Annotated in this window: 24 protein-coding genes; 11 read left to right on the top strand and 13 right to left on the bottom strand. The window is 44.0% G+C overall.

Going from position 1 to position 26,936, the window contains the following annotated elements; all coding sequences use genetic code 11:
- The coding region (locus tag MTX11_RS11345; RefSeq protein ID WP_243474662.1) for a transposase at window positions 1–230 on the bottom strand (230 nt) is incomplete at its 3' end.
- Between the two features lie 199 nt (window positions 231–429).
- On the opposite strand from MTX11_RS11345, the gene MTX11_RS11340 reads away from it, so the two are divergent.
- The gene (locus MTX11_RS11340; RefSeq protein WP_004278555.1) at window positions 430–612 is read left to right on the top strand and encodes a hypothetical protein; all 183 of its coding nucleotides are present in this window, start codon (window positions 430–432) and stop codon (window positions 610–612) included.
- 40 nt (window positions 613–652) lie between these two features.
- On the opposite strand, the gene MTX11_RS11335 is transcribed toward MTX11_RS11340, so the two are convergent.
- The 5 genes from MTX11_RS11335 to MTX11_RS11315 form a co-directional block, all read right to left on the bottom strand.
- Entirely contained in the window at window positions 653–1,297 is a 645-nt protein-coding gene (locus MTX11_RS11335; protein WP_222110585.1) for an MBL fold metallo-hydrolase, read from the bottom strand.
- Window positions 1,298–1,319: 22 nt separating this feature from the next.
- A complete protein-coding gene (hemH, locus tag MTX11_RS11330; RefSeq protein ID WP_243475139.1) occupies window positions 1,320–2,333 on the bottom strand; it encodes a ferrochelatase in 1,014 nt (337 codons plus the stop codon).
- Between the two features lie 65 nt (window positions 2,334–2,398).
- Entirely contained in the window at window positions 2,399–3,427 is a 1,029-nt protein-coding gene (locus MTX11_RS11325; protein ID WP_213686484.1) for a DUF4062 domain-containing protein, read from the bottom strand.
- Between the two features lie 116 nt (window positions 3,428–3,543).
- The gene (gene murI / locus MTX11_RS11320) at window positions 3,544–4,416 is read right to left on the bottom strand and encodes a glutamate racemase (protein WP_243475138.1); all 873 of its coding nucleotides are present in this window, start codon (window positions 4,414–4,416) and stop codon (window positions 3,544–3,546) included.
- A 48-nt stretch (window positions 4,417–4,464) separates the two neighbouring features.
- Window positions 4,465–5,076: a DUF1285 domain-containing protein gene (locus MTX11_RS11315; RefSeq protein WP_180038063.1), complete on the bottom strand. Its 612-nt coding sequence runs from the start codon at window positions 5,074–5,076 to the stop codon at window positions 4,465–4,467.
- Window positions 5,077–5,262: 186 nt separating this feature from the next.
- Between MTX11_RS11315 and MTX11_RS11310 the strand changes: the two genes are divergently transcribed.
- Together MTX11_RS11310 and MTX11_RS11305 are read left to right on the top strand one after the other, a co-directional pair.
- The gene (locus tag MTX11_RS11310) at window positions 5,263–6,975 is read left to right on the top strand and encodes an electron transfer flavoprotein-ubiquinone oxidoreductase (RefSeq protein WP_243475137.1); all 1,713 of its coding nucleotides are present in this window, start codon (window positions 5,263–5,265) and stop codon (window positions 6,973–6,975) included.
- A 69-nt stretch (window positions 6,976–7,044) separates the two neighbouring features.
- Window positions 7,045–8,895: an ATP-dependent nuclease gene (locus MTX11_RS11305; protein ID WP_243475136.1), complete on the top strand. Its 1,851-nt coding sequence runs from the start codon at window positions 7,045–7,047 to the stop codon at window positions 8,893–8,895.
- Window positions 8,896–8,940: 45 nt separating this feature from the next.
- Here the strand turns inward: MTX11_RS11305 and tusA are convergent, their stop codons facing one another.
- The gene (gene tusA / locus MTX11_RS11300; RefSeq protein ID WP_004729361.1) at window positions 8,941–9,201 is read right to left on the bottom strand and encodes a sulfurtransferase TusA; all 261 of its coding nucleotides are present in this window, start codon (window positions 9,199–9,201) and stop codon (window positions 8,941–8,943) included.
- Window positions 9,202–9,402: 201 nt separating this feature from the next.
- Here tusA and MTX11_RS11295 point away from each other — a divergent pair, with 201 nt between their 5' ends.
- Together MTX11_RS11295 and lnt are read left to right on the top strand one after the other, a co-directional pair.
- Window positions 9,403–10,242: an HlyC/CorC family transporter gene (locus MTX11_RS11295; protein ID WP_243475135.1), complete on the top strand. Its 840-nt coding sequence runs from the start codon at window positions 9,403–9,405 to the stop codon at window positions 10,240–10,242.
- The gene (lnt, locus tag MTX11_RS11290; protein ID WP_243475134.1) at window positions 10,239–11,798 is read left to right on the top strand and encodes an apolipoprotein N-acyltransferase; all 1,560 of its coding nucleotides are present in this window, start codon (window positions 10,239–10,241) and stop codon (window positions 11,796–11,798) included. The genes MTX11_RS11295 and lnt overlap by 4 nt, the downstream gene beginning before the upstream one ends.
- Window positions 11,799–11,953: 155 nt before the next feature.
- Here the strand turns inward: lnt and MTX11_RS11285 are convergent, their stop codons facing one another.
- The 3 genes from MTX11_RS11285 to gspF all read right to left on the bottom strand — a co-directional run bounded on the left by MTX11_RS11285 (window position 11,954) and on the right by gspF (window position 14,293).
- Window positions 11,954–12,289 carry a hypothetical protein gene (locus MTX11_RS11285; RefSeq protein ID WP_005108037.1) on the bottom strand — a complete coding sequence of 112 codons (336 nt, stop codon included), beginning with the start codon at window positions 12,287–12,289 and terminating at the stop codon, window positions 11,954–11,956.
- Window positions 12,290–12,573: 284 nt separating this feature from the next.
- Window positions 12,574–13,008, bottom strand: a complete 435-nt coding sequence (gene gspG / locus MTX11_RS11280) for a type II secretion system major pseudopilin GspG (RefSeq protein WP_004278567.1) — start codon at window positions 13,006–13,008, stop codon at window positions 12,574–12,576.
- Between the two features lie 79 nt (window positions 13,009–13,087).
- Complete coding sequence (gene gspF / locus MTX11_RS11275) at window positions 13,088–14,293, bottom strand: type II secretion system inner membrane protein GspF (RefSeq protein WP_004729358.1); 1,206 nt, start codon at window positions 14,291–14,293, stop codon at window positions 13,088–13,090.
- Window positions 14,294–14,443: 150 nt separating this feature from the next.
- Between gspF and MTX11_RS11270 the strand changes: the two genes are divergently transcribed.
- From MTX11_RS11270 to MTX11_RS11245, 6 genes are all read left to right on the top strand, one after another.
- Entirely contained in the window at window positions 14,444–16,666 is a 2,223-nt protein-coding gene (locus tag MTX11_RS11270; RefSeq protein ID WP_243475133.1) for a primosomal protein N', read from the top strand.
- 75 nt (window positions 16,667–16,741) lie between these two features.
- Window positions 16,742–18,595, top strand: coding sequence for a cation:proton antiporter domain-containing protein (locus tag MTX11_RS11265; RefSeq protein ID WP_243475132.1), 1,854 nt, complete (start codon window positions 16,742–16,744; stop codon window positions 18,593–18,595).
- A gap of 50 nt (window positions 18,596–18,645) precedes the next feature.
- A complete protein-coding gene (gene hslO, locus MTX11_RS11260) occupies window positions 18,646–19,521 on the top strand; it encodes an Hsp33 family molecular chaperone HslO (protein ID WP_004278571.1) in 876 nt (291 codons plus the stop codon).
- Window positions 19,522–19,842: 321 nt separating this feature from the next.
- Window positions 19,843–20,304, top strand: a complete 462-nt coding sequence (locus MTX11_RS11255; RefSeq protein WP_243475131.1) for a DUF2147 domain-containing protein — start codon at window positions 19,843–19,845, stop codon at window positions 20,302–20,304.
- A gap of 484 nt (window positions 20,305–20,788) precedes the next feature.
- Window positions 20,789–21,118, top strand: a complete 330-nt coding sequence (locus tag MTX11_RS11250) for a chaperone modulator CbpM (RefSeq protein WP_219308212.1) — start codon at window positions 20,789–20,791, stop codon at window positions 21,116–21,118.
- Between the two features lie 89 nt (window positions 21,119–21,207).
- Window positions 21,208–21,471, top strand: coding sequence for an HP1242/YdcH family protein (locus tag MTX11_RS11245; RefSeq protein WP_004729352.1), 264 nt, complete (start codon window positions 21,208–21,210; stop codon window positions 21,469–21,471).
- Window positions 21,472–21,609: 138 nt separating this feature from the next.
- On the opposite strand, the gene pnp is transcribed toward MTX11_RS11245, so the two are convergent.
- The 3 genes from pnp to recD form a co-directional block, all read right to left on the bottom strand.
- A complete protein-coding gene (gene pnp, locus MTX11_RS11240; RefSeq protein WP_171054287.1) occupies window positions 21,610–23,697 on the bottom strand; it encodes a polyribonucleotide nucleotidyltransferase in 2,088 nt (695 codons plus the stop codon).
- A 260-nt stretch (window positions 23,698–23,957) separates the two neighbouring features.
- Window positions 23,958–24,227 carry a 30S ribosomal protein S15 gene (rpsO, locus tag MTX11_RS11235; protein ID WP_004278577.1) on the bottom strand — a complete coding sequence of 90 codons (270 nt, stop codon included), beginning with the start codon at window positions 24,225–24,227 and terminating at the stop codon, window positions 23,958–23,960.
- A gap of 894 nt (window positions 24,228–25,121) precedes the next feature.
- On the bottom strand, window positions 25,122–26,903 hold the full coding sequence (gene recD / locus MTX11_RS11230; RefSeq protein ID WP_243475140.1) for an exodeoxyribonuclease V subunit alpha: 1,782 nt from the start codon (window positions 26,901–26,903) through the stop codon (window positions 25,122–25,124).
- Window positions 26,904–26,936: the final 33 nt, after the last annotated feature.

Genomic DNA, 26,936 nt, shown 5'->3' with positions numbered 1-26,936 from the left:
TTGAATAATCTAAGTAACTTACCGCTGCTTGACCAACGATTAAAACGTTTGAAAATAGAGTTTGAATGACCAAAACAGCAAGGAATATCTCGCCACGGACAGCCTGTTCTAATTCTATAGAGAATAGCTTCAATAAAATTGCGTAAATTTGAGTTGTGGTGAATGGATAAATTACGCAGAATAACTTTCAACTTTTGCCAGTGTTGATCTGTCAGCATGGTACGAGGCATAGCGAATAGTAAAATTGGGTTTGGCGATTTGATTTTACTACTTCGCTATTTTTTTAAACTAAAAGTGTCAACACACCCTAAATAAATCATATGAATTTTATAAAATTACTTAGATAAAGCAACACGAACTAACATCTTTCATAAAGCCTTAGTATTATTGTTCTACTCTAAATTTTCACATTATTTTTAGAGCAATAATATGGGTTATATTATTTTAAGAGTCATATTAATTGGGGTTGGTCTACTCGCACTTCTTTCGTTGGGAGTCGGCATTTTCCAACAAGATAGTTTATTTATTGTATTGGGTGTGCTTTTTGCTTTTGCCGCTTGGCTCATACACATGCAAACGCGACAACTTCGCAATAATCCCTTTTCAGAATAAAAATAAAAGACCAAACTATATTGGTCTTTTATTTACGCTTTTAACCCGCTTTACCTGCAACAAAAGGATTATGCTGCTTTTCAAAACCAATGGTGCTGATCGGACCATGTCCTGAAATAAATCGAGTTTCATCTGGCAGGCTGAAACATTCACGCTGAATTGAATCTATGAGCTGCTGATGATTGCCACGCGGGAAATCGGTGCGGCCAATTGAGCCTTTGAACAAGACATCACCTGTCCATAACAAGTCATAATTTTTGTTATAGAACATCACGTGACCCGGCGTATGTCCTGGGGCAAAACGCACTTCAAATTCTTCATTGCCGAGTGTGAGAACTTCACCACCTTCCAGCCACTGGGTCACTTCGACTTTTTCCGGAATCGGAAAACCATAACGTGCAGAAACTTCCTGAATCATGTCAAGCCAGAATGCATCTTCCTTATGCGGTCCGATTACCGGCACATCCCAAGCCTTTTTTAACGCGCCCACAGCACCCGCATGGTCCAGATGACCATGGGTCAACCACAAGGCTTTAACTGTTAAACCCAGTACTTCAACTTCAGCCTTCAGTTTCTCAGGTTCGCCCCCTGCATCAATCAAAATGGCTTCTTTGGTGTCCGTATCCCAAATGATGGAACAGTTTTGCTGAAATGCAGTAACCGGAACAATTTTGACTTGTAACATGGGGTGAAAAACCTCGGGCAAGTTAATGAGCAAGTGTCTGTGTCAATGCATCCAGATTAGCCTGTAGCAGACTATTGAGCAATCGCAAATGATCTTCACGGCTATTTAAAGCAGGAATATAACTATAGCTTTCACCGCCGAGTGCTTTAAATGTCTCGGCATTTTCGATTGCCAGCTCTTCAAGCGTTTCCAGACAGTCCGCGGAAAATGCCGGACTCATCACCTGAATTGATTTCACCCCTTGCTTGGCCCAATCTTCGAGCAAAACATCGGTATAGGGCTTGATCCACTCCTGTTTGCCAAACCGCGACTGAAAGCTGATCGCATATTGATCTTCATTTAAACCTAGTGCTTCCGCCACCAATTTACCCGTGATGCGGCAACGGTCGGCATAAGGATCGCCTTTATCAGCATAAGGCTGTGGAATGCCGTGGAAAGACATCAATAATTTCTCTGGTTGACCATGAATTGCCTGATAATCACGTACACTTTGAGCCAACGACTGGATAAATAAAGGATGTTGATAATAATCCCGGATCACTGTCAAACCGGGTAAATTACGCTGTTTAACCACCCATTTCGCCACCGCATCGTATAGAGGTGCGGTCGACGTGGCTGAATATTGGGGAAACAGGGGAAATAGAATTACGTGTTCCTGTGGCTGCGCGGAGACTTGTGCCAAGACATCCTGAATGTTGGGATTGCCATAGGTCATGGCGGGTACCACATTCAGCTCAAACTGCGGATACAGCTGGGTGAGATGCGTCTTGACTGCTGCGACCTGCTCAAACAGAATTTCACGCATCGGCGAATCCTGTCCCCATACCTGCGCATAGGCCTGTGATACCCGCTTTGGACGGAAGGGCAAAATGAATAAGCGCAGAATGATTTGCCAAATCGGTTTAGGAATCTCAATTACACGCTGGTCGGATAAAAACTGCTTGAGAAAACGGCGTACCGCAGGAATCGTAGGCTCATCTGGTGTGCCCAAGTTTGCCAATATAATCGTCACTTTCGCTTTAGCAGGAGAATACATTCAGTTCGTCCGTCAGGATATCAACCCCTGTACTTTAACAGCTTTTTATTTATTCTCTCTATGGATTAATACGCTGACTTATATTGAAAAGTGCGATCTAAATCCAGCAAGCTGCTGTCCAGCAACTTTTGCGCTTTTGGGGTAATCTGCCACAGCATGCGCTGGCGGTCATCACGACCGGATGGCACAATCCAGTCATTCTGGCGCATTTGAATTTTTAAACTATGCAAGGCACGAATATTCATCTGGGCACGCGCGACAGCATGCGCTCGTGGCATCTGCACCCGCGCATCCGGCAGGCCGGTTTCATTCAGATATTCATTCATGCGCTTTGAGAAAAACTCTTCGGGTGTGGGATTGACAAAGGTTGAGCCCAGCAATGCCAACAATTGTGCCCAGGTGAGTTTTTTCTGGACTTTGATTTCCTTGAAGTTACCATCCTGATAGGCATGCATCCGGTATTCAAAAGAAAAAATTTCATGCATCGCCACTTTGGGCAGGCTTAAGAATGGATCGAGCTGAGCTGTTCCGCCATCACGTTCCAGTTGCGCGACTTTCGCTTTAAGCTGGTCAATCTCGTCATGCAGGGCTTGGGTATTTTGCGGGCGTACCCAGCCGGTCACCGGATAGCGCTCCAGCATTTGTGACATGTTAAAACGCACTGCCATTTCCAGATCGCGCAGGCTACGGTAAGTAAAGACCTGATCGACTTCCTGCTGTAACAGTTGACGGAATTCCTTGAATTTTTCCTGTAATTCCGGTTTGGCATCATGCAATGCACTTTCACGTGATGCCGGATCATCATGCATAAACACAATAATCGGTTTTTGCTTGGTCACTGCATAAATATATTCGAGATGCATATAGCCAACACCCGATACCGACTGCTCTCCATACTGGCTTCCCAGCAGAATCACGACATAATCACAGTCATCAATCTGGCGGCGTGCAAATGCAGTATTCAGCGGTGTACGCTGTTCCAGTCCCCACGAGAAAAACCCCATTCCTACCAGTGTTTGAGACAGAATGATACGCTCCGGTTGCATTTCTGCCCCAGAGGTTGAGATGAACACTTGGTACCGTTTATCCAGCATGGGCTATCCTCTTCTCCTGTACATTTGGGTAAAAAATGCATCATCACATGCTTCTTTACCCAATATGGCCACCCCACAATCAAAATATCTTTCTTCTTAAATTATAAAAATGAGTTTTAAACTGCACTCATATTACTGACCTGCCATTTTAAATCGGCCGGAATCAGATGCTGCAAAATCGGTCGGAGCTGTTCAGCATTCTGCCCACTCACCACCAATTCAATTTTCACGCTTTCTTTAGACTCATGCTCAAATAACAACCCATTTTTAATTAAAATTCGGGCCGTTTGTCTTGCAACCGCGAATCCTGAGTCAATTAATGTCAGCTTTTGACCAAAAATATACTGAATTGACGATTTTAGGAAGGGGTAATGTGTACATCCTAATACTAAATAATCAGCGCCTTGATCCACAACTGGTTGTAAAATCTCTTTTAATGTCTGCAAACAGGCTGCACTCATCTGCTCTCCAGCCTCAACAAAAGGCACCAGATCCAGACTGGTCACAGGCAGGACTTTGACTTGAGCCGGTTCGGCAAAACGGGAAATCACATCTTTAATCAGCTGGCCGCGGAAGGTCGCGGGCGTGGCCAATACCGCCACAGTTTTCGACTGGGTATTCAAGACTGCTGGTTTAAGCGCGGGTACTAAACCGATAATCGGAAAGTTTTCACCATAATAGTAACGCAAATAATCCAGACTAAAAGCGGAAGCAGTATTGCACGCCACCACCGCAACTTTACAACCTTGACGATACAGCCATTCAATCGCCTGGGCCGTCAGGGCACGAATTTCCTGATCATCTCTCGGGCCATAAGGCACATGCGCAGTATCCGCATAATAGACAAAGCGCTCATTGGGCAAATGGCGGGCAATTTCCAGGGCGACTGACAAGCCGCCTACGCCTGAGTCAAAAATACCAATCGGCGCATCTGCCGTGGCATTGGGCATCGGGTCTAATAGCTGGGAAATTGGTTGAATAGCGCTCATAACGTTGCAGGTGGCTTGTTTGAAATTTCTAGCGATCAAGCTTAAACCTCATGTGCTCAAATGCAAGTCTAAATCACCACTTTTCAGACTTAAAACGGTTTCGCCTGCCGGATTTTCATCAAGCTCTCCCATCTCGACCAGATGTAAAAATGCAGCACGCTGGATCAGGGCATTGATCCCGAAACGCACATGCACATAAGGCCGTAGTTCGCCTTTATATTCACGCATGAAGATCGGATGTTCAGCATCGACAACAATCAGGTCTTGCGTGGTCGTGCCCAGTTGCAGATAAATCCTTCCATTAATTTCAACCTGATCGACCTGATTGACAAATAAAGGTTCATCTTCAACTTCAATTTCAATCATTTCTACCGGTGTTTTTAGATAGAATTTATCGTTTTCTTTCCAGAGTACCGTTGCAAACAGGTCAATCATCGGCTGACGCTTGATCAATTGACCTTCGTGCCACCATTCGCCGTTGGCTAAAACCTTCAGATCCATGACGCCACAATGCTTTGGCTGCCATTGCTCCAAAGGGGGAATTGACCTTTTGTGACTGCCCTGTGCATCTTTTAAGTATTGTGCGATATCCATTAAATTTTTATCATCGGGATAAGTTACTTTTTTCGTCGGATTTGTGCTGGGTACTGGCTTATCCATAAAAGAAGACCTTAATGACGGAAAAATAATATGTTTCAGCCAATTGGCTAAAACCGGCTTTAAAACTATACTAGCCCAGATTATCAAAGACACCAGCATTTTTGTGTCTAGGAACCAAGAACACTTATGGCAGCACCCAACCATCCGGTTATGGTTGCCACCGAATAGTAATATGAGGAGTCCTACATGGAACACATCGAACGTGAATCGATGGAGTTTGACGTCGTCATCGTAGGCGCAGGCCCTGCGGGTCTTTCTGCTGCGATCAAAATCCGTCAACTTGCAATTGAAAACAACTTAAACGATTTGTCCGTTTGTGTCGTAGAAAAAGGCTCCGAAGTCGGTGCACATATTCTGTCTGGTGCGGTACTTGAACCGCGTGCCATGAACGAGCTGTTCCCGGACTGGAAAGAACAAGGTGCCCCGCTAAATGTCCCAGTGACTGAAGATAAAACCTTCTTCCTGCTGTCAGATGAAAAATCACAGGAAGCGCCACACTGGATGGTGCCTAAAACCATGCATAACGATGGCAACTATGTCATTTCACTGGGCAACGTGGTGCGCTGGTTAGGCCAGAAAGCAGAAGAACTGGAAGTGTCGATCTTCCCGGGCTTCGCAGCCTCTGAGATTCTTTACCATGAAGATGGTAGCGTAAAAGGCATCCAAACCGGTGATATGGGTATTGGTAAAGATGGCGAACCAACGCATAACTTTACTCCAGGTTATGAACTGCATGCCAAATACACCATTTTTGCTGAAGGCTGTCGTGGTCACTTAGGTAAGCGTTTAATCCAGAAGTTCAACCTAGACAAGGATGCGGATCCACAACATTACGGTATCGGCATTAAAGAACTCTGGGAAATCGATCCGGCCAAACATAAACCGGGTCTGGTGATGCATGGTGCCGGCTGGCCGCTTTCTGAAACCGGTTCTTCAGGCGGCTGGTGGCTCTACCACGCCGAGAACAACCAGGTGACCCTGGGCATGATCGTGGATCTGTCCTACACTAACCCGCACATGTATCCATTTATGGAAATGCAGCGCTGGAAAACCCATCCTTTAATCAAGCAGTATCTGGAAGGCGGTAAGCGTATTTCTTATGGTGCCCGTGCCGTGACCAAAGGTGGCTTTAACTCGCTGCCAAAATTCACCTTCCCGGGTGGCTCGTTAATTGGGGATGATGCAGGCTTCCTGAACTTTGCCAAGATTAAAGGTTCTCATACTGCCATGAAATCCGGCATGCTCTGCGGTGAAGCGGTGTTTGAAGCGATTGCTGCCGGTGTAGAAAAAGGTGGTGATCTGGCGGTTGCGCGTGTAGTGGAAGGTGAAGATTTCTTCGTGAAAGAACTGACCGCGTATACCGACAAGTTTAACAACAGCTGGTTAAAAGAAGAGTTATACAACTCGCGTAACTTTGGCCCGGCAATGCACAAGTTCGGTCAATGGATCGGTGGTGCCTTTAACTTTATCGACCAGAACGTGTTTAAAGTGCCTTTCACCTTGCATGATCTGGTTCAGGACCATGCTGCGTTGAAAACCCAGGCGGCTGAAAGCTTCAAGCCAAACTATCCAAAGCCGGATGGCAAGCTGACCTTTGACCGTCTGTCTTCGGTGTTTGTATCGAATACGGTCCATGAAGAAAACCAGCCAGCGCATTTGAAACTGACTGACCCGTCCATTCCGGTGGAAGTCAACCTACCGACATGGGATGAACCTGCGCAGCGTTACTGCCCAGCGGGTGTCTATGAAATCATGGAAAATAATGACGGTTCCAAGCGTTTCCAGATCAATGCAGCCAACTGTGTGCACTGCAAGACCTGTGACATCAAGGATCCGTCCCAGAACATCACATGGGTAACACCGGAAGGTGGTGGTGGTCCAAATTACCCGAATATGTAATGCTTAATTAGCTTGCATAAGCCTCTAAAATAATTGATTATTTTAGAGGCTTTTTATTGTAAGATAATTATGAAATATAAATTAGAATCTGAATTTAGATCATTAAAACCATTTCAAACTGAAGAACTGCCTGAGTTTGTAATTTTGACAGGGATTAACGGTGTAGGTAAAACACAGATACTTCAAGCAGCTGTTAATGGACATTCCAATATTGTCACCGCTGGAGTATTAACTCCTCCTCATAAAATTAAATACATTGAAAAATTATTACCTGTAAGTGACCTCAATCCAATTCACAGGGATTATGGTAATTATCCACATCATCATGAAGAAGACCCTTTGTTTATTGGTTATTCTCGTATCTTTGAGTTTCAAGACCAACATCAAAAGCTTCCTGAAAATCTTGAAGAATTGGAAAAATTTACAAACTCGATATACGGAAATATAAATTTAGGCACTAAACAATTTCAAAAGCTTAAATCCTTTATTGAAAAATCCCCAAAGAGAATAACAGATCCTAAATTGCTCAAAGAAAGTATTCCTCATGGTTATCACCCAACTACACATGATATTTTTAGTCATAATTTCTCTACCATTTTTTATAATTATCAAAAACTTGAATTCGAAAATTTATTTAATGAGTTTCTTAAAGAGCGTAAGAATAAAAGCGTTTCTTATCTTAATCAGAATGATTTTATTAAGAAATATGGAAATCCTCCATGGAAAGTTATAAATGGAATTTTGGATTCAGTGCAAATAGCTTATGAATTTAAAGTTCCTCATGAAGACGACTATAGCCCTTACCTTTCTTATGATCCTAAATTTGTAAAAAAGGGTATTGGAACAGAAGTCAAAATTTCTGAGCTATCTTCAGGAGAAAAAATTCTTATCGCATTAGCATTCGCACTGTATAACAATGACCATGTAACTCAATTACCTAAAATATTATTGTTAGATGAAACAGATGCTTCACTACATCCATCCATGTCTAAGCAATACTTAAATATTTTAAAAGATGTTTTTGTAAAAGATTTAGGAATTAAAGTCATCATTACAACTCATTCGCCAAGTACTGTTGCTTTAGCAGATGAATCAGATATTTACGTAGTTGAAAATTCGGAACAGCGAATTAGAAAATGCAGCAAAGACGAAGCTTTATCTGTTTTAACTGCCGGCGTTCCTTCTTTAAGTATTAATTATGAAAATCGCAAACAGGTTTTTGTAGAAAGCCCTTACGATGTTAAATATTACGATGCAATATATAAAATTTTAAATCCTTACCTAAATAAAGAAATTTCTCTCAATTTTATTTCTTCAGGGGATTCAAGAACGGATGAAAATGGCGATCCTATTGCTAATTGCTCTCAAGTAAAAAATATCACCCAAACTATGCGCAAATATGGCAATAAAAGTTGCTTCGGTATTATAGATTGGGATTTAAAAAACCAAGATAATCAAGATGGCATTTTTGTGAATGCTTTCAATCAACAGTACAGTGTAGAGAACTGCTTACTAAATCCCTTGTTCCTTGGATTATTAATTTTAGCCTTAAAAACAGGATCACAAAATGACATAAGTCATCGCTATGTTGATTTGAACCATCATTCAGTAGAATGCTTACAAGAAATTCATGATTGGATTCTCAAGAAAATTGAAGTTCAATTTCCAAATAAAAATCAAAATCAAACCTCTGTCTATTTAACAAATGGGGTTAAAATAAGCACTCCTGAATGGTTTACACATCATCAAGGACATGAACTTGAATTAAAAATTCTAAACCAAATTCCTGAGCTAAAAAAAATAAAACAAAATAAAGAAGAAAAATTAAAATTAGAAATAATCAACAAAGTTTTCGATGATTTTCCTCAATTAGTACCAACGTACTTTAAAGATGTATTTATAAAAATCCAAGCATCCTAGTAAAAACATCCCTGCCAAGTGCAGGGATGTTTTATAGCTGTTATTTCAACCACCTTTTTTCACTAAATAATGAAATTCTTTATTGCCATTTTCATCCAGTCGTTCTTCCTGTAACAGCAACTCATGCCCCAAATGCATACAGAATTTTGGAATATCCCACGACGTTGAATTATCCGTAGCAAACACCTCAACCACATCACCTGCCTTGGATTTACGGATCGCCTGATGCAACATCATCACTGGCTCAGGACAACGCAAACCTCGGGTATTCAATTGCAGACTTGGAATAATTTCAGTTGGGGACATCGATAGACTCAGGATGGAAAGACCGCCATATTTTAGCATAAAGCTGCGATTACATTGCTGCTTTGCATATGTGGCCAATTCCAAAATCAGCACTGACTCGCGCGATCAAGACTGCGCATCATATTTACAATAGACAAGCGTATTTTCTGCGGTATGATAAAACCACGTTTTTTTAGATATTAAGAGTCTTCAGGAAAAATCATGCACGAGGAATCAGGCCCGTCGTGGGGTATGCGCGGCTTACGTAAATGGCTGGGAACTGCACCCGAAACTCGCGACGAACTGCTAAAATTAGTACAAGATTCACGTCGATTTTTAGAACCCGATACTGTTGCCATGCTTGAGGGCGTTCTTGACCTCCCGGCAACCAAAATTCGTGAAGTCATGACGCCTCGCACGTCCATGATCAGCTTACAGGAAGATGACCAACTGCTGGATATCCTGCATGTGCTGGTCGAATCTGCGCATTCACGTTTTCCGGTATTTTCTTCCGATCAGACCGATAATGTAGTCGGCATTCTGTTGGCAAAGGATTTATTGCCTTTTCTAACTGAACCGACGGCCAAAGTCGATATTCGCGCGCTTATGCGTCAGCCTTTGTTTGTTCCAGAAAGCGCCCGCTCCGATCAGGTTTTGCGCATGTTGAAGAATACCCAGACGCATATTGCGGTGGTGATTGATGAATACGGTACGACTTCGGGTCTGGTGACGCTGGAAGATATTCTGGAAGAAATTGTCGGTGAAATTGAAGATGAACATGACAATGCTGATGAAGAAGCATACTACATTGTTCCGGACAATGATCCGACTATGGCCAATACCTGGGTGGTACAAGCGCTGACCCCAATTGAGTATTTCAATAATATGCTGAATGCAACTTTCCCTGATGATGAAGTGGAAACCATGGGCGGCTTGTTATTACAGGAAATTGGTCTGGTGAGTGATCTTGAAGGTCAGACCATTGAACTGGAAAACTGGCAATTTACCATTCTTGAGGCAGATTCACGCTCTATTCATCTAATTCGAGCCGTGCGCCAATGAGAGCGTATTTCGATAAGCTGTTGAGTTCGTCTCAACAGCAAAAACCTTTGCCGCTAATCTATCCTGTTTTAATTGCCTTATTTGCAGGTGCTATCTTTAGTTTGGCACTAGCCCCTTATCATTACTGGTGGCTGGCGATTCTGTCTCCAGCACTGCTCTATGCTTGCCTGCGCGGACGTAGCGCAAAACAGGCCTTTGGCATTGGCTGGGCTTATGGGATTGGCTTGTGGTTTGTAGGCGCATTCTGGTTGTATACCTCAATTCATGTCTATGGCGATACCAGTGCATTTCTCAGCGTCGTGATGATCCTGATTATGGCGCTGGTGATGGGTCTGTTTAGTGCCGTTCAAACGTTTGTCTATCGCCGCTTTTTCCCGGAAACACCTTTAACCTTTGCCCCGCTCTGGGTGCTGTTTGAATGGTCCAAGACCTGGGTCTTTACCGGATTCCCATGGCTGTTTGCTGGTTATGCCTTTACCGAACGCTACCTAGATGCTTATGCGCCATTATTCGGGGTGTTTGGGGTATCTTTCGTGGTGATCATTCTGGCCTGTGCGCTGGTTGAGATCCTGAATAGACGCCTGTTCTGGGCCATTCCTTCCGCCATCTTGTTACTTGGTGCCTGGGGCGCAGCACAGCTGACGTTTGTTGAGCAAAAAAATCAAAAGCCTTTAACGGTTTCCCTGATTCAGGGCAATATTCCGCAAGACTTGAAATGGCTGACTGAATATCAGGTAAAGACCTTATTGATTTATGCCAATTTGAGTAAAACCGAATGGGGTCGTGATCTGATCGTCTGGCCGGAATCTTCGATTCCCATGTTCCAGACTGATATTGAAGCCTTTCTGGAGGCCATGAAAGTACAAGCTGAAAAATCAGGCACTGCATGGGTAACCGGCATTCCATATTGGGATTTAGCAGAATCACAAGCTGCAGGTTATCCAAAATATTACAACAGTATTATGGCCAGCGGAGATGAGTCTGATGGGCTATACAAGAAGCAACGACTGGTTCCTTTTGGTGAATATATTCCCTTATCCGGATGGTTGAGCTGGGTCTTGCCAGGTCTGCAGAATGATCCATCCATGAGTGGTTTTACCCGGGGTGCAGATCATCAAAAACCATTGAATGTGAAAAATCATCCATTGGGTTCTGCAATTTGCTATGAAGTGGCTTACCCGAATTTGACCCGTCGCAATGCCAGCCAAAGCGATTTTCTGGTGACCGTGTCTAATGATGCCTGGTTTACCGGCACGGCAGGACCATTACAGCATCTGCAGATGGTGCAAATGCGTGCTAAAGAAAATGGCCGCTGGTTTATTCGGGCGACCAATACCGGTGTGACCGCCTTTATTGACCACAATGGCCACATCGTGAAAAAAGCCCCGGTGGATCAGGAAGCGGTATTACGTGGTGAACTTCCAGCCATGCAGGGCGAAACGCTGTATATGAAACTCAGTGATTGGCCAGTGATGATCTTCTCAGTTCTGCTTTTGCTTATTGGATGGCGCTTCCGTCCACGTAAAGTGGATGTCAGCTTTAAGTCAAGAAGATAATTTCTTCAAGTCCCTCTTTTACAAAGAGGGATTTAGGGGATTCCTGAATATAGCACCTTATCAATCCCTCCTAAGCTCCCTTTATGAAAGGGAGGAACACTCAAAGCAATAAAAAAACCGAGGTCAATGCCTCGGTTTCTTTATCTCTTTAAAACTTAAAACTGTATAGCCAGATAACACAACATGCTGGCAAGAGACAGCATTGGTACATGACGATAGATCTGAACCAGTGTCTGCTCAAATACTGAACCTTGTTCGGCTTGAATGCGAACTACACTCGCGTTTAATGCTGACCAGAAACACAGGGCCAATAAACTGCTCATCAAGCTGATAGCAAAAAAAGCCACCATAATCTGGCTGCTGCCTTCGGTGCTCTGCCATAAATGGACAATACCCTGACTGATCGGCAACATGCTTAAAACCAGAAGAACAGATTTCAGCATCGACCAATGAAATTGATTGATTTCATCTCCTAGAATAAATGCTTTCATGTGCTTCTCCGTTGGCGAGTCAAGTGCCATTCAGATCATTATGAGCTTTTTTATATAAATAGAAAGTGTATATTTATTCATATTTTACGAGAATTGTAATAGATAAATATGGGAATAATTCTTATTATAACTCGCATATGGTTTTTATTATTTCATTATTATAAATATCATTAACTTACATTATATTTAATAATTAAGATTTATTATCACTTCACTTCGTATTGAAATAGCTTATTCAGTGAAGTGATATATGCCATCTATCGAGAATTTATAATGATTCTCAATTAAGGCTGGTAATAAATATCAGCATCTGTTCCTTCACCACCCGATTGACCATCTGCACCAAATGAATACAGATCGAAGCTGCGACCATCGGTGCCGGGAATCACATATTGCAGTTCATTATCCCAGCTGTCTTTTGGAAAACCGCCTTTGACATAACCGCCTGGCACCCAGTTTTTTGCAGTCGCTGGCTGATTCACCAGTGCATCCAGACCGCCTTCCTGCATACTTGGATACTTGCCATTGTCCAGCTTGTATTGATCCAGTGAACCTGCAATGCTCTGCAACTTGATCACGGTGGTATCGACTTTGGCCTTTTCACCACGTCCCATCACGTTCGGAACAATCAGCGCAGCAAGCACACCGAGAATAACAATCACCACCATGACTTCGATTAAGGTAAAGCCCGTCTGTTTATTTAATTGATTCCTTTTCATTCAATCTCTCTCATTTATTTGCATCATTCAGAATTTCCACTTGAATCTTGATCACAGCAAAATTCTAACTGGCTTCTGTTTAAATCATATTATTCATATTCACAATTGGCAGCATCACTGCAATCACAATCACCAAAACAATACTGGCCATCAATACCAGCATTAAAGGTTCCAGCAAGGCCAGTAAAGTTGAAATCAGGGTGGTCACTTCGCGATCCTGCATCTGTGAAGCACGTTCCAACATGCGGTCCAGTTCACCAGACGCTTCACCACTTTTGATCATTTGTACCATCATCGGCGGGAAATAACCACTGCGTTCCAGTTGGGTCGCCAGGTTGCCACCTTCTGTCACCTTTTCTGCCGCCAGATTGACAGAATCCCGGATCACCCAGTTATTACTGACTGCAGCACCAATGCGCAATGCATCAACCAGAGGCACGCCAGACTGGGTCAAAATGGATAAGGTACTGGCAAAACGTGCGGCATTAATCCCGCGTGACAATTTGCCGAATAAAGGTAATTTTAAGGTCAGACGGTCAAAGGCATAATGCCCGGCGGTGGTTCTTAAAAACCGGACCAACAGGAAAATCCCCAAAGCACCACCAATCAATAAAAATGGCCAAGCAATGCGGATAAAATCACTGGCTTTCATCAAGGCCACGGTAATCCACGGTAAGGCGTCTTTACTCTGATCAAAAGTCTTGACGATATCCGGCACCACATAGGTCATCAGCCCCATCACGATCGCAAAGGACATCAGCATCAGGATAATCGGATAGACCATTGCACCCTGAATTTTTTTCTGCATGGCAAACCGGTTTTCGGTATAGTCAGCCAACTGATCCAGAATCAGGTCCAGATGTCCGGAACGCTCACCGGCCGCAATCGTAGCAATATACAGTTCAGGAAAACGTCCGGATTGCTGCAAACCCTGCGCCAGACTATGCCCTTCTAGTACCTTGGAGCGAACCGACATCAGCAGGTTTTGTACATGCACTTTTTCGCTTTGCTTGCCGACGGCGCGGATGGCTTCTTCCAGCGGAATCGCGGCAGCGACCAGCACAGATAGCTGCCGGGTCATGAGGGCCAGATCGTAGGCGGTGATGCTTTTTTCAAACCATTTTCGACGATGCTGTTGGTCTTTTTTTTCAACAGGATCAACAGAGACAGGAATAAGTGCTTTATCCCGTAATTGTTGCCGGATCTGACGTGCAGAATCCCCCTCCAGCACGCCTTTTTGCTGCTTTCCTGAAGCATCAAGCGCAATAAACTGATATGCAGGCATTGTAATGCTCTAATTTTCCAAAATTTTGCTCAACGCTGTTGCGTCAGACCACCGAAATCATTCATATTCTTTGATATAAATTATCTGCTCACTCTAACATAATCGAACTTTAAGCACGACGAAATTTCTTCAGGATCTCCACCCCAAGATATGCAAAATTCTCACACCGATTTAAGTCCAATTTATCGCGTACGCGTTGCTGTACCTGTGCATGTATTTGATTGTTTTGATTACACAATGAGTACAGCACAATTTGAACAGGCACAGATTGGCACACGTGTACTGGTGTCGTTTGGTCGGCAGAATCTGGTCGGGGTGATTATCGAAAAACTGTCCGCAGACACTCCTCTCGACCCGCGCTTTAAACTTAAGGCTGTGACCGAACTGCTCGATGAACGTGCCATTATAGATAGCAAAGTTTTAAGTTTGTTGACATGGTCAGCACAGTATTATCAGTTTCCGATCGGTGAAGTTGTCCACAGTGCCCTGCCGACCCTGTTGCGTCAGGGCAAGCCTTATAACCTGCTGGCCCGTACCTGGAAATTGCTGGACCCTGATGCCGAGGCCAAAGTACGCCGTTCGGACAAGCAGCAGGAAGCTTACCGGATTTTAAAACTGCATCCGGTCGGGACCACTGAAAATGTGCTGAACATGGCCGGGATTGAAACCGCGACCTTAAAAGCGCTGGAGAAAAAAGAAATTTGCGCCTGTGTGCTGGAGCCACAAGATTTCAATCCGCAGCCGATGCAGCTGGCACAAATGCCGCTCACTGCCAATCCTGAACAAAAACATGCAGTCGAACAGGTATTAAAATATCGCAATCAATATCAGGCTTTTTTACTGGATGGTCTGACCGGCAGCGGTAAAACTGAAGTGTATTTGCAGATCATGGAGCAGGTACTGAAACAGGGCAAACAGGTGCTGGTGCTGGTGCCGGAAATCGGCCTGACGCCGCAAACCATCAGCCGTTTTCAGTCCCGTTTTCATTGCCATATTGCGTTGCTGCACTCCGGTTTGAATGATTCCAAACGGCTACAGGCCTGGCAGTCGGCAGAAACTGGCAAAGCCTCGATTGTGCTTGGGACACGTTCCGCCATTTATACGCCAATGCCGAATCTGGGCCTGATCATTCTGGATGAAGAACATGACCTGTCCTTTAAACAGCAGGAAGGCTTCCGCTATCATGCCCGCGATGTCGCCCTGTACCGCGGCCATTTACAGCAATGTCCAGTACTGCTGGGATCAGCGACGCCAAGCATTGACAGTTATGCACTGGTTGAACATGGCAAGATGCAGGTGCTGGAGCTGAATCAACGTGCCGGCACGGCCTTGATGCCCAAAATCCATATTCTGGATTTAAAAGTTGCGCAAAAAAAGCATGGGATTAGCCTTCAACTGATTCAGGACATCAAAAAGCGCCTGGAGAAAAAAGAACAGGTGCTGATTTTTTTAAACCGCCGTGGCTATGCTCCCGTCCTGCTGTGTGGCAGCTGTGGTTGGCAGGCGCAATGTCCGCACTGTGATGCCAACTTCACTGTACACCGTCAGCCTTATCAGCATCTGCATTGCCATCACTGCGGCACTATTCACCGCATGCCGGAACACTGCCCGCAATGTCAGCATCAGGAACTGGTTACACTGGGTATGGGCACCGGCAAAGTCGAAGAACATCTGAATGAACTCTTTCCGGATTTTGAGGTGATTCGGGTCGATCGCGATTCCACCAGTCGGGTCGGCAGCTGGCAAAAAATTTATGACAAGATTCAGAAAAGCGAACCTGCCATTTTGCTCGGCACCCAGATGCTGGCCAAGGGACACCATTTTCCTTATGTCACTCTGGTGGCGATTCTGGATATCGATTCCGGTCTGCTCAGTGTGGATTTCCGTGCTACTGAACGGACTGCACAACTGATTGTGCAGGTGGCAGGCCGCGCAGGCCGTGGTGAACATAAGGGTGATGTCTATCTGCAGACCCTCAGACCAGATCATGCCCTACTGAATACGCTGGTCAATGAAAATTATCGCGTATTTGCCCAGCAAACCTTAAAAGAACGGCAGATGGCCAAAATGCCGCCCTATCGTTATGCCATCCTGATTCGCTGTGAATCCAAGGATCAGTCACAAAATACCGAATTCTTACAGAAACATGCAGCACTCCTCAGGCAATATTCTGATCTGGCGCTGGACATCTGGGGACCGATTCCTGCGCCAATGGAACGCAAGGCGGGGCGCTATCAGTCGCATATGGTGCTATTGTCAGCGGATCGTCCACGTTTGCATTACTATGCGCGCAGCTGGTGGCAAAACATGCTGCAGGATAAACCTTCCAGCATGAAGCTCACGCTGGACATCGACCCTCAGGAACTGAGCTAAAAGATATTGCGCCTGAGGATCGCTCTGGAATACAAGACTCCCAGTCTGGATCAAGAATAAATTTAGGGCAGGAAAATGTCGATACTGTTACAAATAACACTGGTTCTGGTCATTGCACTGTTGATGGTGCCACTGAGTAAAAGGCTCAGGTTGCCAAGTGTGTTGGGCTATCTGTTAACAGGGATCATTTTAAGTCCAAGCCTTTTGCATCTGATTCAGGCACCCGAAGTTTTAAACAGCTTCATACAAGTCAGCCTGATGGCATTGTTGTTCTGGATCGGTCTGCGACTCAAACCACAACGCATTGTGCAGATTAATTCACCCCTGTGGATGATGGCTGCTTTACAAGTATTGATCAGCGCCTTAATTTTTACGCTCATGGCCTGGGTTTTCCTTCAGCAAAGCCTACTCGCCAGCATTGTAATTGGACTCGCCGGCAGTTTGTCTGCCATGACTCTGGTGATTCAACATCTCAATCATCAGGAACAGTTCGCCACCAGTTATGGCCAGCAGGCCTATTCGATCCTGCTGGTTCATTCCCTGTTGGCCATTCTGGTGATTGCAGCTATTCCCCTATTTGCCGGGATTCGCTCGACCGAACATGGCGTGGCCTACTTTGCTGCCCTCATCGCGACGTTAAGCGGTCTGTTCCTGTGTAATCGTTACTTGATGCAGCCGTTGTATCGCTGGATTGCCCAAAGTGGCAGTCACGAATTGCATGCGGTTGTGGCGATTGCAGTGACCTTGGCACTGTTGGTGTTAATGAATACCCTCGGACTGAATCTATTTCTCGGTGCCTTATTTGCCGGAATTTTACTGGCAGATTCAGATTTCCGGCCTGCAGTAGAAAGTACGATTCGACCTTTTCAGGGCTTGTTGATGGGCCTGGCCTTTATCAGTCTGGGCATGTCACTGCACTTAGCTGATCTGCTCAATTTCCCCTGGATCATTCTCGGCGGCACCCTCACTTTAATCTTGGTCAAGTTTGCAATCAACCTGGCATTGGCGCGTTATCATCAAAATAGCTGGCGCAATAGTACCCTGCTGGCAGCCAGTCTGGCGCAAGGCGGCGAATTTGCCTTACTGGCACTGGTAATTGCTGTATCCGACCAGATTATTGCAGTCGATCTGCTCTCTCCCTTGCTGTGGATGGTGAGTTTTTCCTTGCTGCTGACGCCAGCATTTTATTGGTTATTGCACAGTCAGATCCTACCGCATCTGGATCGTCACAATCATCTGGCAGCGACCTTCGAAACTGATCTCAATCCTCAAACCAGTACACCGATTCTGCTGATTGGCTTTGGCCGCTTCGGGCAAATTATCGCCCGGATTTTACTGCAGCAGCAACATGCCTTTAGTGTCATGGACAGCAATGTGCCAGCCACTGAACTTCTGGCGCAGTACGATATCCCTTTCTATCAGGCGGATGCAACAGAACCGGCAGCCTTGATACAGACCGGTATTGCCACAGCACAACAGGTGATTGTGGCGATTGACGATATTGAAGACTCAATGCTGATCGTGCGGCATCTGCGGCTGAATTATCCTGAAATCAGTTTATGGGTACGTGCCCGTGACCGGCATCATGTGCATTTATTACAGGATTTGGGCGTGAAACACATCTGGCGTGAAACTTATCTTTCAGCTTTAGAACTCAGTCAGGCCTTACTAAACCAGCTCAATCCTGACCCGGAAGAAAGCCTGCAACAGATTCAAAACTTCCGCGAACAGGATGAGAAACTGCTCAACAGCCAATATCATCTGGATCCGGATGAACATCCAAATTATGAAAATCAGCATAGTAGTTTGGCTGAACTGGAGCATCTGTTTACCCAGGATCAACGCCATAAAGTGCAAAAACAGGCTAAACAGCAGCAACAGGATACAAACGGCGCAGGAATTGATACGTTAAGAGATGAACTGTCCTAACTTGTGTTTTACAATAATGACACCATTAAAGCAGGGTTATGGAGAATTTTATGTCTGATTTACGCCAACGCTTTTTTATTGAAGATAGCCCTGTTCGTGGTGAAGTGGTGCATCTTGAAGAAGCTTTACAAACCATTTTAGCGCAACGTGACTATGCGCCTGCAGTTAAAATCCTGCTAGGTGAAATGCTTAGTGCCACTGCACTGCTGGCCAGCACATTGAAGATTAAAGGGCGTATCAGCCTGCAAATTCAGGCATCGGGCACATTTAAATGGGCTATGGCTGAATGTAACCATTTGGGTGAAGTTCGCGCTCTGGCTGACTATGAAGAAGATCCGCACTTTCTGGTCGGTGAAGACAGCAGTACAGTGTTGAAATCACTCACCTCTCCGGTTCTATTCATCAATATCGAACCAGAATTTGGTGAGCGTTATCAGGGGATTGTACCCCTTGATAAAGAAAATCTGGCGGGCTGTCTGATGCAGTATTATGACCTGTCTGCACAGATTCCGACGCGTATTGTACTGGCAAGTGACCATCAGCGTGCAGGTGGTTTACTGATTCAGTTATTACCACGTAATAGTGAAGAAGAACAACGCCGGGTAGATGAAGATCTATGGCCACGTCTGACCATGCTCACAGAGACTCTAAAAACTGAAGAATTAGTCGGTTTGCAAGCCACTGATATTCTGTACCGTTTATATAACGAAGAAGAAGTGCGTCTGCCAGATACGGAAGTGTTGAAGTTTGGTTGTACCTGCTCTAAAGAGCGTTGTGCAGTCGCTTTACAGCAAATCGGAATAGAGTCGATCCGTGAAACGCTGGAATTCCAGAATCCGATCGAGATGGACTGTCAGTTCTGTAATAGCCAATATACCTTTACGGCTGAAGAAGCCTTGGGCCTATTTGGTAAACACCTGAGCTAAGCAGTTCGAATCCTTAAGTTTAAAAGCATTCCCAGGAATGCTTTTTTTATGTTTTAAAATCTAGGTGACTGAGCTCAACAAAGCGTATTCCCCTACAGTAGAAAACCTGTCTACCTCCTGAATCAAACTCTCCTGTAAATCCAATCTAAGAATCCCTTTTAAATTATAAGATTATTCACACTAACAAAACCTGAATATTCATCATTTTCAAAAAATTATGAGAAAGACTGCACAGTTCATACTCTTGATTTAATTATGCTTTTAAAATAAATTAGAGCAATAATTCTAAAATGAATACATCATCAATTTAACAGGTATGTTATGAGAAAATTATTGAATATTCTAGTAATGGGGATGAGTTTAGCCGCAGTTTCTAGTTTGGCCTTTGCCTATGAAGATCCGTTATTGGGTAAATGGAAAACCATCGATGATCAGTCTGGTTATTCTCGTGCGGATGTGGAAATTCGCAAGAAAGCAGATGGCAGTTATGAAGGGGTGATTGTCGAAACACGCAGCCTGCCTGGCGCAGAAAAAATGGGGATCTGTCATAAATGTCCAGGTCAGCTCAAGAACAAGCCTTTTCTAGGCCTGCCATTTATCTGGGATTTTAAGGCAGATCCGAAAAAGCCGCGGGAATACCATGATGGCAAAGTGCTTGATCCGATCAGTGGCAAAGTTTACAAAGGTAAAGCACGCTTAAGTGCCAATGGCAAACGTCTGACCTTGCGTGGTTATGTCGGGGTATCGGTAATTGGCCGCAGTGTTACTTGGGTAAAATATTAATTTCATAAAGATTTTCAAAGCCCCTATATCAGGGGCTTTTTTCTTTGTCATGATTTGAAACAATAAGGTACAAATAAAAACTGTTTTGGAGCAGGCAAAGTCATAATAATGGATCGAAGACGGTTATTTTTTATCCACTTATGATGATCAATCTTCAGCCTTGTGCAATTTTGCCCTCTGGTCTGCTTTGCAGCCCTGATATGGCGCCCTCTATTCAACACAGGAAAGTGATTGAATACGCTTTGTCGATAACACATAAAATTATAAAAACAACTTCAACTTTAACCTTCTTTGCCTCGCATGCTGCTGATAGATATCCGGTCAGACCGACTGATCCATCAACTACTGGCACATCCCGACTCTTCACTCATGATCATTTGAGTCATCACTCTGAGTCTGCATGTCCAAGGATTGGAAAGCGTTCTATTTTAGCCCCTTCCCTTTCTCCGGATTTTGCACACTTGGCTGTTTAAGGAGTAGACCCATGACTACGATTCAGTACCAAGAAAGTTTTTCCCAAGGTTATACCCCCTCAGAAATTATGGACGATCGTTCATTTGACTTGATCCACTTTGCAGAAGCGTGTGGACAAAGCCCGGAATGGGTCATGCAGTTAATTGAACATGGAATTTTACCAAATCGTTCTACAACCCCGACCAGCACTTTCCTCGGTGAAGATATCTCGCGTGCACAACGCGCCTATCGCCTGCAACGCGATTTTGATGCCTCATTTAGCGCCGTTGCCATGATGCTGGACCTCATTGATGAAGTGCAGGAGTTACGCCGCGAGGTCAAACATTTGCACTTCAAGTAAATCCTTTTCATGTTCTGTCGATCTGCATTTTTCAGTGCAGATCAGAACATATTTATATTTAATTTTATGATTAGAGTATAAGAATCCCTATGAAAACCAAAGATTGCAATAAGAAAATCAAATACATGTTTCCCGAATACCGCGACTTGATTGTGCAACTTCGCGAGGAAAATCCCTATTTTGCCAAGTTATTCGAGGAACATAATGAGCTGGACAAAGAAATCAGCCAGCTTGAACTTGATCCAGTCAATCATATCAACAATGATATTGAGGCGATCAAGCGTAAAAAACTGAAATTAAAAGATGAAATTTATCGTTTGTTAAAAAGCTCTGAAGCAGATCCCTTAACCTGAGATCAACTGAACACCACATTCAGACCAATACTGAAGCATAAAAAAAGCCCTGAGCCAGCCAAAATAAACACTTTGATCAAGCTCAGGGCTTTTTTATTGTTATTCACATGAATTTTCCCATGTGAATATTTTTAAGAATTAAACTTGTTCGATGTCTTTCATCGTTAATTTAATACGGCCACGGTTATCAACATCCGCAACCTGTACTTTTACTTCCTGACCTTCTTTCAATACATCTGCCACGTTCGCAATGCGTTCGTTTGAGATTTGAGAGATGTGAAGTAAGCCATCAGTACCTGGCAGGATATTTACGAACGCACCGAATTCAACAATACGAATCACTTTACCTGTATAAATTGTACCTGGCTCGATTTCAGCCGTAAGTGCCTGAATCTTGGCAACTGCAGCTTGCGCAGCCGCTTTAGTTTCACCAAATACGCGAACTGTACCGTTATCTTCGATATCAATCGCCGCTTTAGTTTCTTCAGTAATTGCACGAATGGTCGCGCCGCCTTTACCGATCACATCACGGATTTTATCCGGGTTGATGTTGATCACCTGGAAGGTCGGTGCGTGCATCGAAATTTCAGGACGCGCACGTGAAATCACCTGGTTCATCTCATTCAAGATGTGCATACGACCCGCATAAGCCTGGTTCAATGCAGATTCCATGATCTCTTCAGTGATGCCTTCGATCTTTATGTCCATTTGTAGCGCAGTAATACCGTTTGCAGAACCCGCTACTTTAAAGTCCATGTCGCCCAAGTGATCTTCATCACCCAAGATGTCAGAAAGAACTGCGAAACGCTCGCCTTCTTTCACAAGACCCATCGCGATACCCGCAACTGGTGCTTTCAATGGAACACCAGCATCCATCAATGATAATGAAGCACCACATACAGACGCCATTGAAGACGAACCGTTAGATTCAGTGATGTCAGATACGATACGGATCACGTACGGGAAGCGGTCAGCCGCAGGAAGTACAGCCTGAACACCACGACGTGCCAGACGACCATGACCGATTTCACGACGTTTAGGACCAGATTCACGACCCGTTTCACCTACAGAGTATGCAGGGAAGTTGTAATGCAACATGAAGTTGTCAGTTTTGGTACCTGCAAGGGTATCCACCATCAACGCATCACGTGTATTACCCAAAGTCGTTGTGACCAAGGCCTGAGTTTCACCACGTGTGAACAATGCAGAACCGTGAGCACGATCCAATACGCCTACTTGTACGTCGATTGCACGAACAGTTTTAGTATCACGACCATCGATACGTGGCTTACCAGACAGGATGTTGTCACGTACAGTACGATATTTAAGGTCTTCGAACAGCTCATTTACTTCTTCTGCAATGCCCGTTTCGTCATTTTCAGGAACGAACTGTGCCACTGCTTCTGCATAAAGCGCGTCAAGTGCCGCATAACGGTCTTGCTTAACTGCAATCGTGTACGCTTCAGAGATTTTCGCTTCGAATGCTTCTTTCAATTTACCAAGAAGTTCTTCATTTTTAACTGGAGCAACCCAAGTTGATTCAACCGCGCCTGCAGCTGCAGCAAATTCTTTGATCGCTTGGATCGCAATTTGCATTTCGTCATGACCGAACAAAACAGCGCCCAGCATTTGGTCTTCTGAAAGCTCTTTCGCTTCAGATTCAACCATCAATACTGCAGTTTCAGTACCCGCAACAACAAGATCAAGATCAGACTCTTTAAGTTGTTCAAGGTTCGGGTTTAGGATGTATTCACCGTTGATTAAGCCAACGCGCGCACCACCGATTGGACCACGGAAAGGTGTACCAGCGATAGACAATGCAGCAGATGTACCTAACATTGCAGCAATGTCAGCATCCATTGTTTTATCAGAAGAAATAACAGTGGCTGTTACTTGAATTTCGTTGAAGTAACCTTCCGGGAACAACGGACGAATTGGACGGTCAATCAGACGTGAAATCAAAGTTTCAGCTTCAGACTGACGGCCTTCACGCTTGCCATAACCACCCGGGATACGACCAGCAGCATATTGCTTTTCTTGGTAGTTAACAGTTAATGGGAAGAAATCTTGACCTGCTTTTGCTTTAGGCTGTGCCACAACAGCAACAAGTACTTGTACGCCGCCCATGGTAATCACAACAGTGTTTGCCTGACGGGCAACACGACCTGTTTCCAGGATAACGTTGTGCTGACCGAATTGGAATTCTTTACGAATAATATTAAACATTGACATGTTTTATTTTTTCCTAGTTCTTGTGAACAATTATTCTAGTGGAGACCCCTAAGGTTTGGCATTCATGACCATATGGACGAGTAAATGACAAAGCTTAGAAGCCGACCTCACCAGATTAAATACTATTTTTAAACACAAAGAAGGAGCGAAACATTCGCCCCTTCCACTGGCTTAGCGCAAAGCTAAGCCGACTTTAGTTTTCAGTAATACAGCACAAAGCATGCAATACACCCGAAAATAAAGTTTAAATCGAATTAACGACGTAAACCTAAAGCACCGATCAATGCTACATAACGACCGTGGTCTTTACCGTTAAGGTAGTCAAGTAGCTTACGACGTTGGTTAACCATACGGATTAGACCGCGACGGCTATGATGGTCGTGTTTATGCTCTTTAAAGTGACCTTGTAAATCATTGATTTGAGCAGTTAAAAGAGCTACTTGAACTTCTGGTGAACCAGTGTCGTTTTCAGCGCGAGCGAATTTAGCCATGATCTCTGCGCGATCTGCGTTAGTTAAAGCCATTCGATTTCTCCGAGATGCTTATATATTTTGATAAAAATCAAAGTGATGAGAATTCAAAACCTTGACTGCCGTGCATCACTACAGCAAGTTGCATATTTTAAGGGAAAACGCATCAAATTGCAAAAATAGATCCAGATTTTTGCATGGTTTTGGCTGCTCATTGATGCAATTCAGATCTGATGACTCTTGTCCCTCAAAGATTCAGGTTTTGCATTATTTTAGTGAAATAAATCCAGGATGAATTAAATATAGAAATTCTTTTGAAAAGCCCACAAACCCTTTAGCTCGCGTGAATCTTCTGCTGCCTTCCATAGAAAATGGATAAAAAAAAGCCCGAGTAAACTCGGGCTTTTTGGCGCTGTAGTTCTTTCTCTTATCATTATTATTTATTGTATTATTATGGCGTTTTACGCTTATTATTATTTTCAAACATCCTGTTGAAAAATCATCTTCCTTGTGTGGTAGATTTTGCCACATTCCCACCAGACAACTAGAGGTATTTGCCTCATTTTACTGTAAGCCATTTCGTACATCACCAAGTGAAAATTTGCATAATGTTACACAGCTCCTGTTTTATTTAACGCTATTTACTTAAGTTTACTGGCTAGAGCTGAAAATTTTTGCTAAGAAATTAGGGTAAAAATCCAGCAAGCTTCCTATAAAAAAATCAGGATATAAAAAAGCCTTGTAGTCTCTCCCAAAACTACAAGGCTTAGCGGCTGTAAGTTTCCTCTTTCACTTACTTCACTGTAAGTTCGCTGTCTACCGACATTATTATTATCATTATGCGATTATGCTCAACTTTCCGTGTTGAGTTATTTTGTAGAACCAATCTTCTCAAAAACCGAGCAAAAGCTCTATGCGTCAATTTCCTGAATCCTTGTAAGCTTTTACCTACAAGATTTGATTATTTTTGCCAATTAAATTACTAGATTGTTCAATGATTTTTTGGCTCAAACCACTTTTCCGGGTAGTTTTAACACAAAGTGCTTGTGTAAAAGCATCATAATCTACCAATAAACTGACCACTTTTTTGGCTCGAGTAATTGCAGTATAAATCAACTCTTTGCTCAATAAATTTTTTGCATATTGATCCAGTACCACTGCCGTATGGAAAAATTCTGAACCTTGAGATTTATGAATGGTCAGCGCAAAAGCGGTTTCAATACTTTTAGGTAAACGGGTGGCTAATACCCATTTTTCCAGACTCGGGAAATACACTTCAAACTGACGTTGACCAGATTGCTCACGTAAAAAACAGATACCAATATCACCATTGGACAGGCCCAACTGATAGTCGTTATAGCTCATCATGACGGGTCGTCCGACATACCAGTCGCCCTGTTTCAACTGACCTTGGGCTGCTAAAAAACGTTGTTCAATCTGTAGATTGATCTTGAGCAGCCCCAGATCACCAGAACGGATTGCCGTTAAAATACGGTAATCATCAAAAGTTTTGACCACCTGTTGCACATAGTGTTCAAAATCAGCTGAGTTTCGTTCTGTTTTTATGGCTTGTACATAAGCCTGATAACCATACATCAGCTGGTCATAATACTGATTCAAATTATGCGCGGTCTGTTCGGCACCAGCGAGCAGGTATTGTAACTGCAACTGGTCGATCTTCACATGATCCAAATCGATCGCCTGTAACTCACTGGCTGCCACAATCTGCTGCTCAAATTTCTGCAAGACGTGAGAAGGCTGATGATTCTGCTGGATAAACTCCGCCATTGCGCCAATCCTGGCTCCAGGCGCAAAACGCCGCGTGGTGATTAAATTGACCCGGTTATCTTCCAGAGTCGCTACTTGCTGTAAATCTGCCAATACCGTTCCCACATCCACAGAGGCCAGCTGATCTGCATCACCGAGTAAAATCAGCCGTGCATGAGACGGTACGGAGGCCAGTAACATCTGTGACAGGTTTAAATCCAGCATCGAGGCTTCGTCGACCACGATCACATCATAAGGCAGAGGCTGCTTGGCATGAAAGCGTGGCTGTCCGCGAGTGCCCAGACCCAATAAGCGATGCAGGGTGACCGGTTGTAACTGTTTTAATTGTTCTAGCTCAAACTGTTGTAACGCTTCACTGTGCAAGGCTTTTTGCAGTGCTTCTTTCATGCGCTGTGCGGCCTTTCCGGTAGGTGCTGCCATGGCAATCCGGATATTTGGCAAGGCTTCATACAGCACAGCAATAATATGCGCCAAGGTATAGGTTTTACCTGTTCCAGGCCCGCCGGTAATAATATTCAGCGCCTGCCGCGCAACCATTTCCAGTGCCAGTTTCTGCTGTGGATCTGAGAGAAGATTGCGATTTTGCTCGCTTAAATTCACCGGAGTCACCGTTTGTGACTTGATCCGTACCAACTGTGTAGCGACTGCCTGTTCCAGTTGCCAGTAGCGGTACAAATACAAATGCTGATCTGCAAAAATAAATGGTGCAATTCCTGTACTTTGTTGATGGCGATCTAGAACTAGATTATGTAATAAGGCAACCTGCTGAGGCTCAACCTCGATACAGCTATCCCCCGCCTGCATCGCTTCAAGCAGTTGCTCGATCAATAATTTTGCTGTCGGATCAAATACAGCTGTACTGAATGGAGGCTGACACAGATAGTCAATCCAGGCCATTAAATTGGAGTCTTGCTGCGACACGTGATTCTGCTCATTTTCCACACAGTTATCCTCAAAGTTATCCACAGGATAATT

This window comes from Acinetobacter lwoffii (assembly GCF_022809915.1).
Taxonomy (GTDB): domain Bacteria; phylum Pseudomonadota; class Gammaproteobacteria; order Pseudomonadales; family Moraxellaceae; genus Acinetobacter; species Acinetobacter lwoffii_M.
Note: the sequence above shows the minus strand (reverse complement) of the source record. Positions and strands in the feature narration are given on the sequence as shown.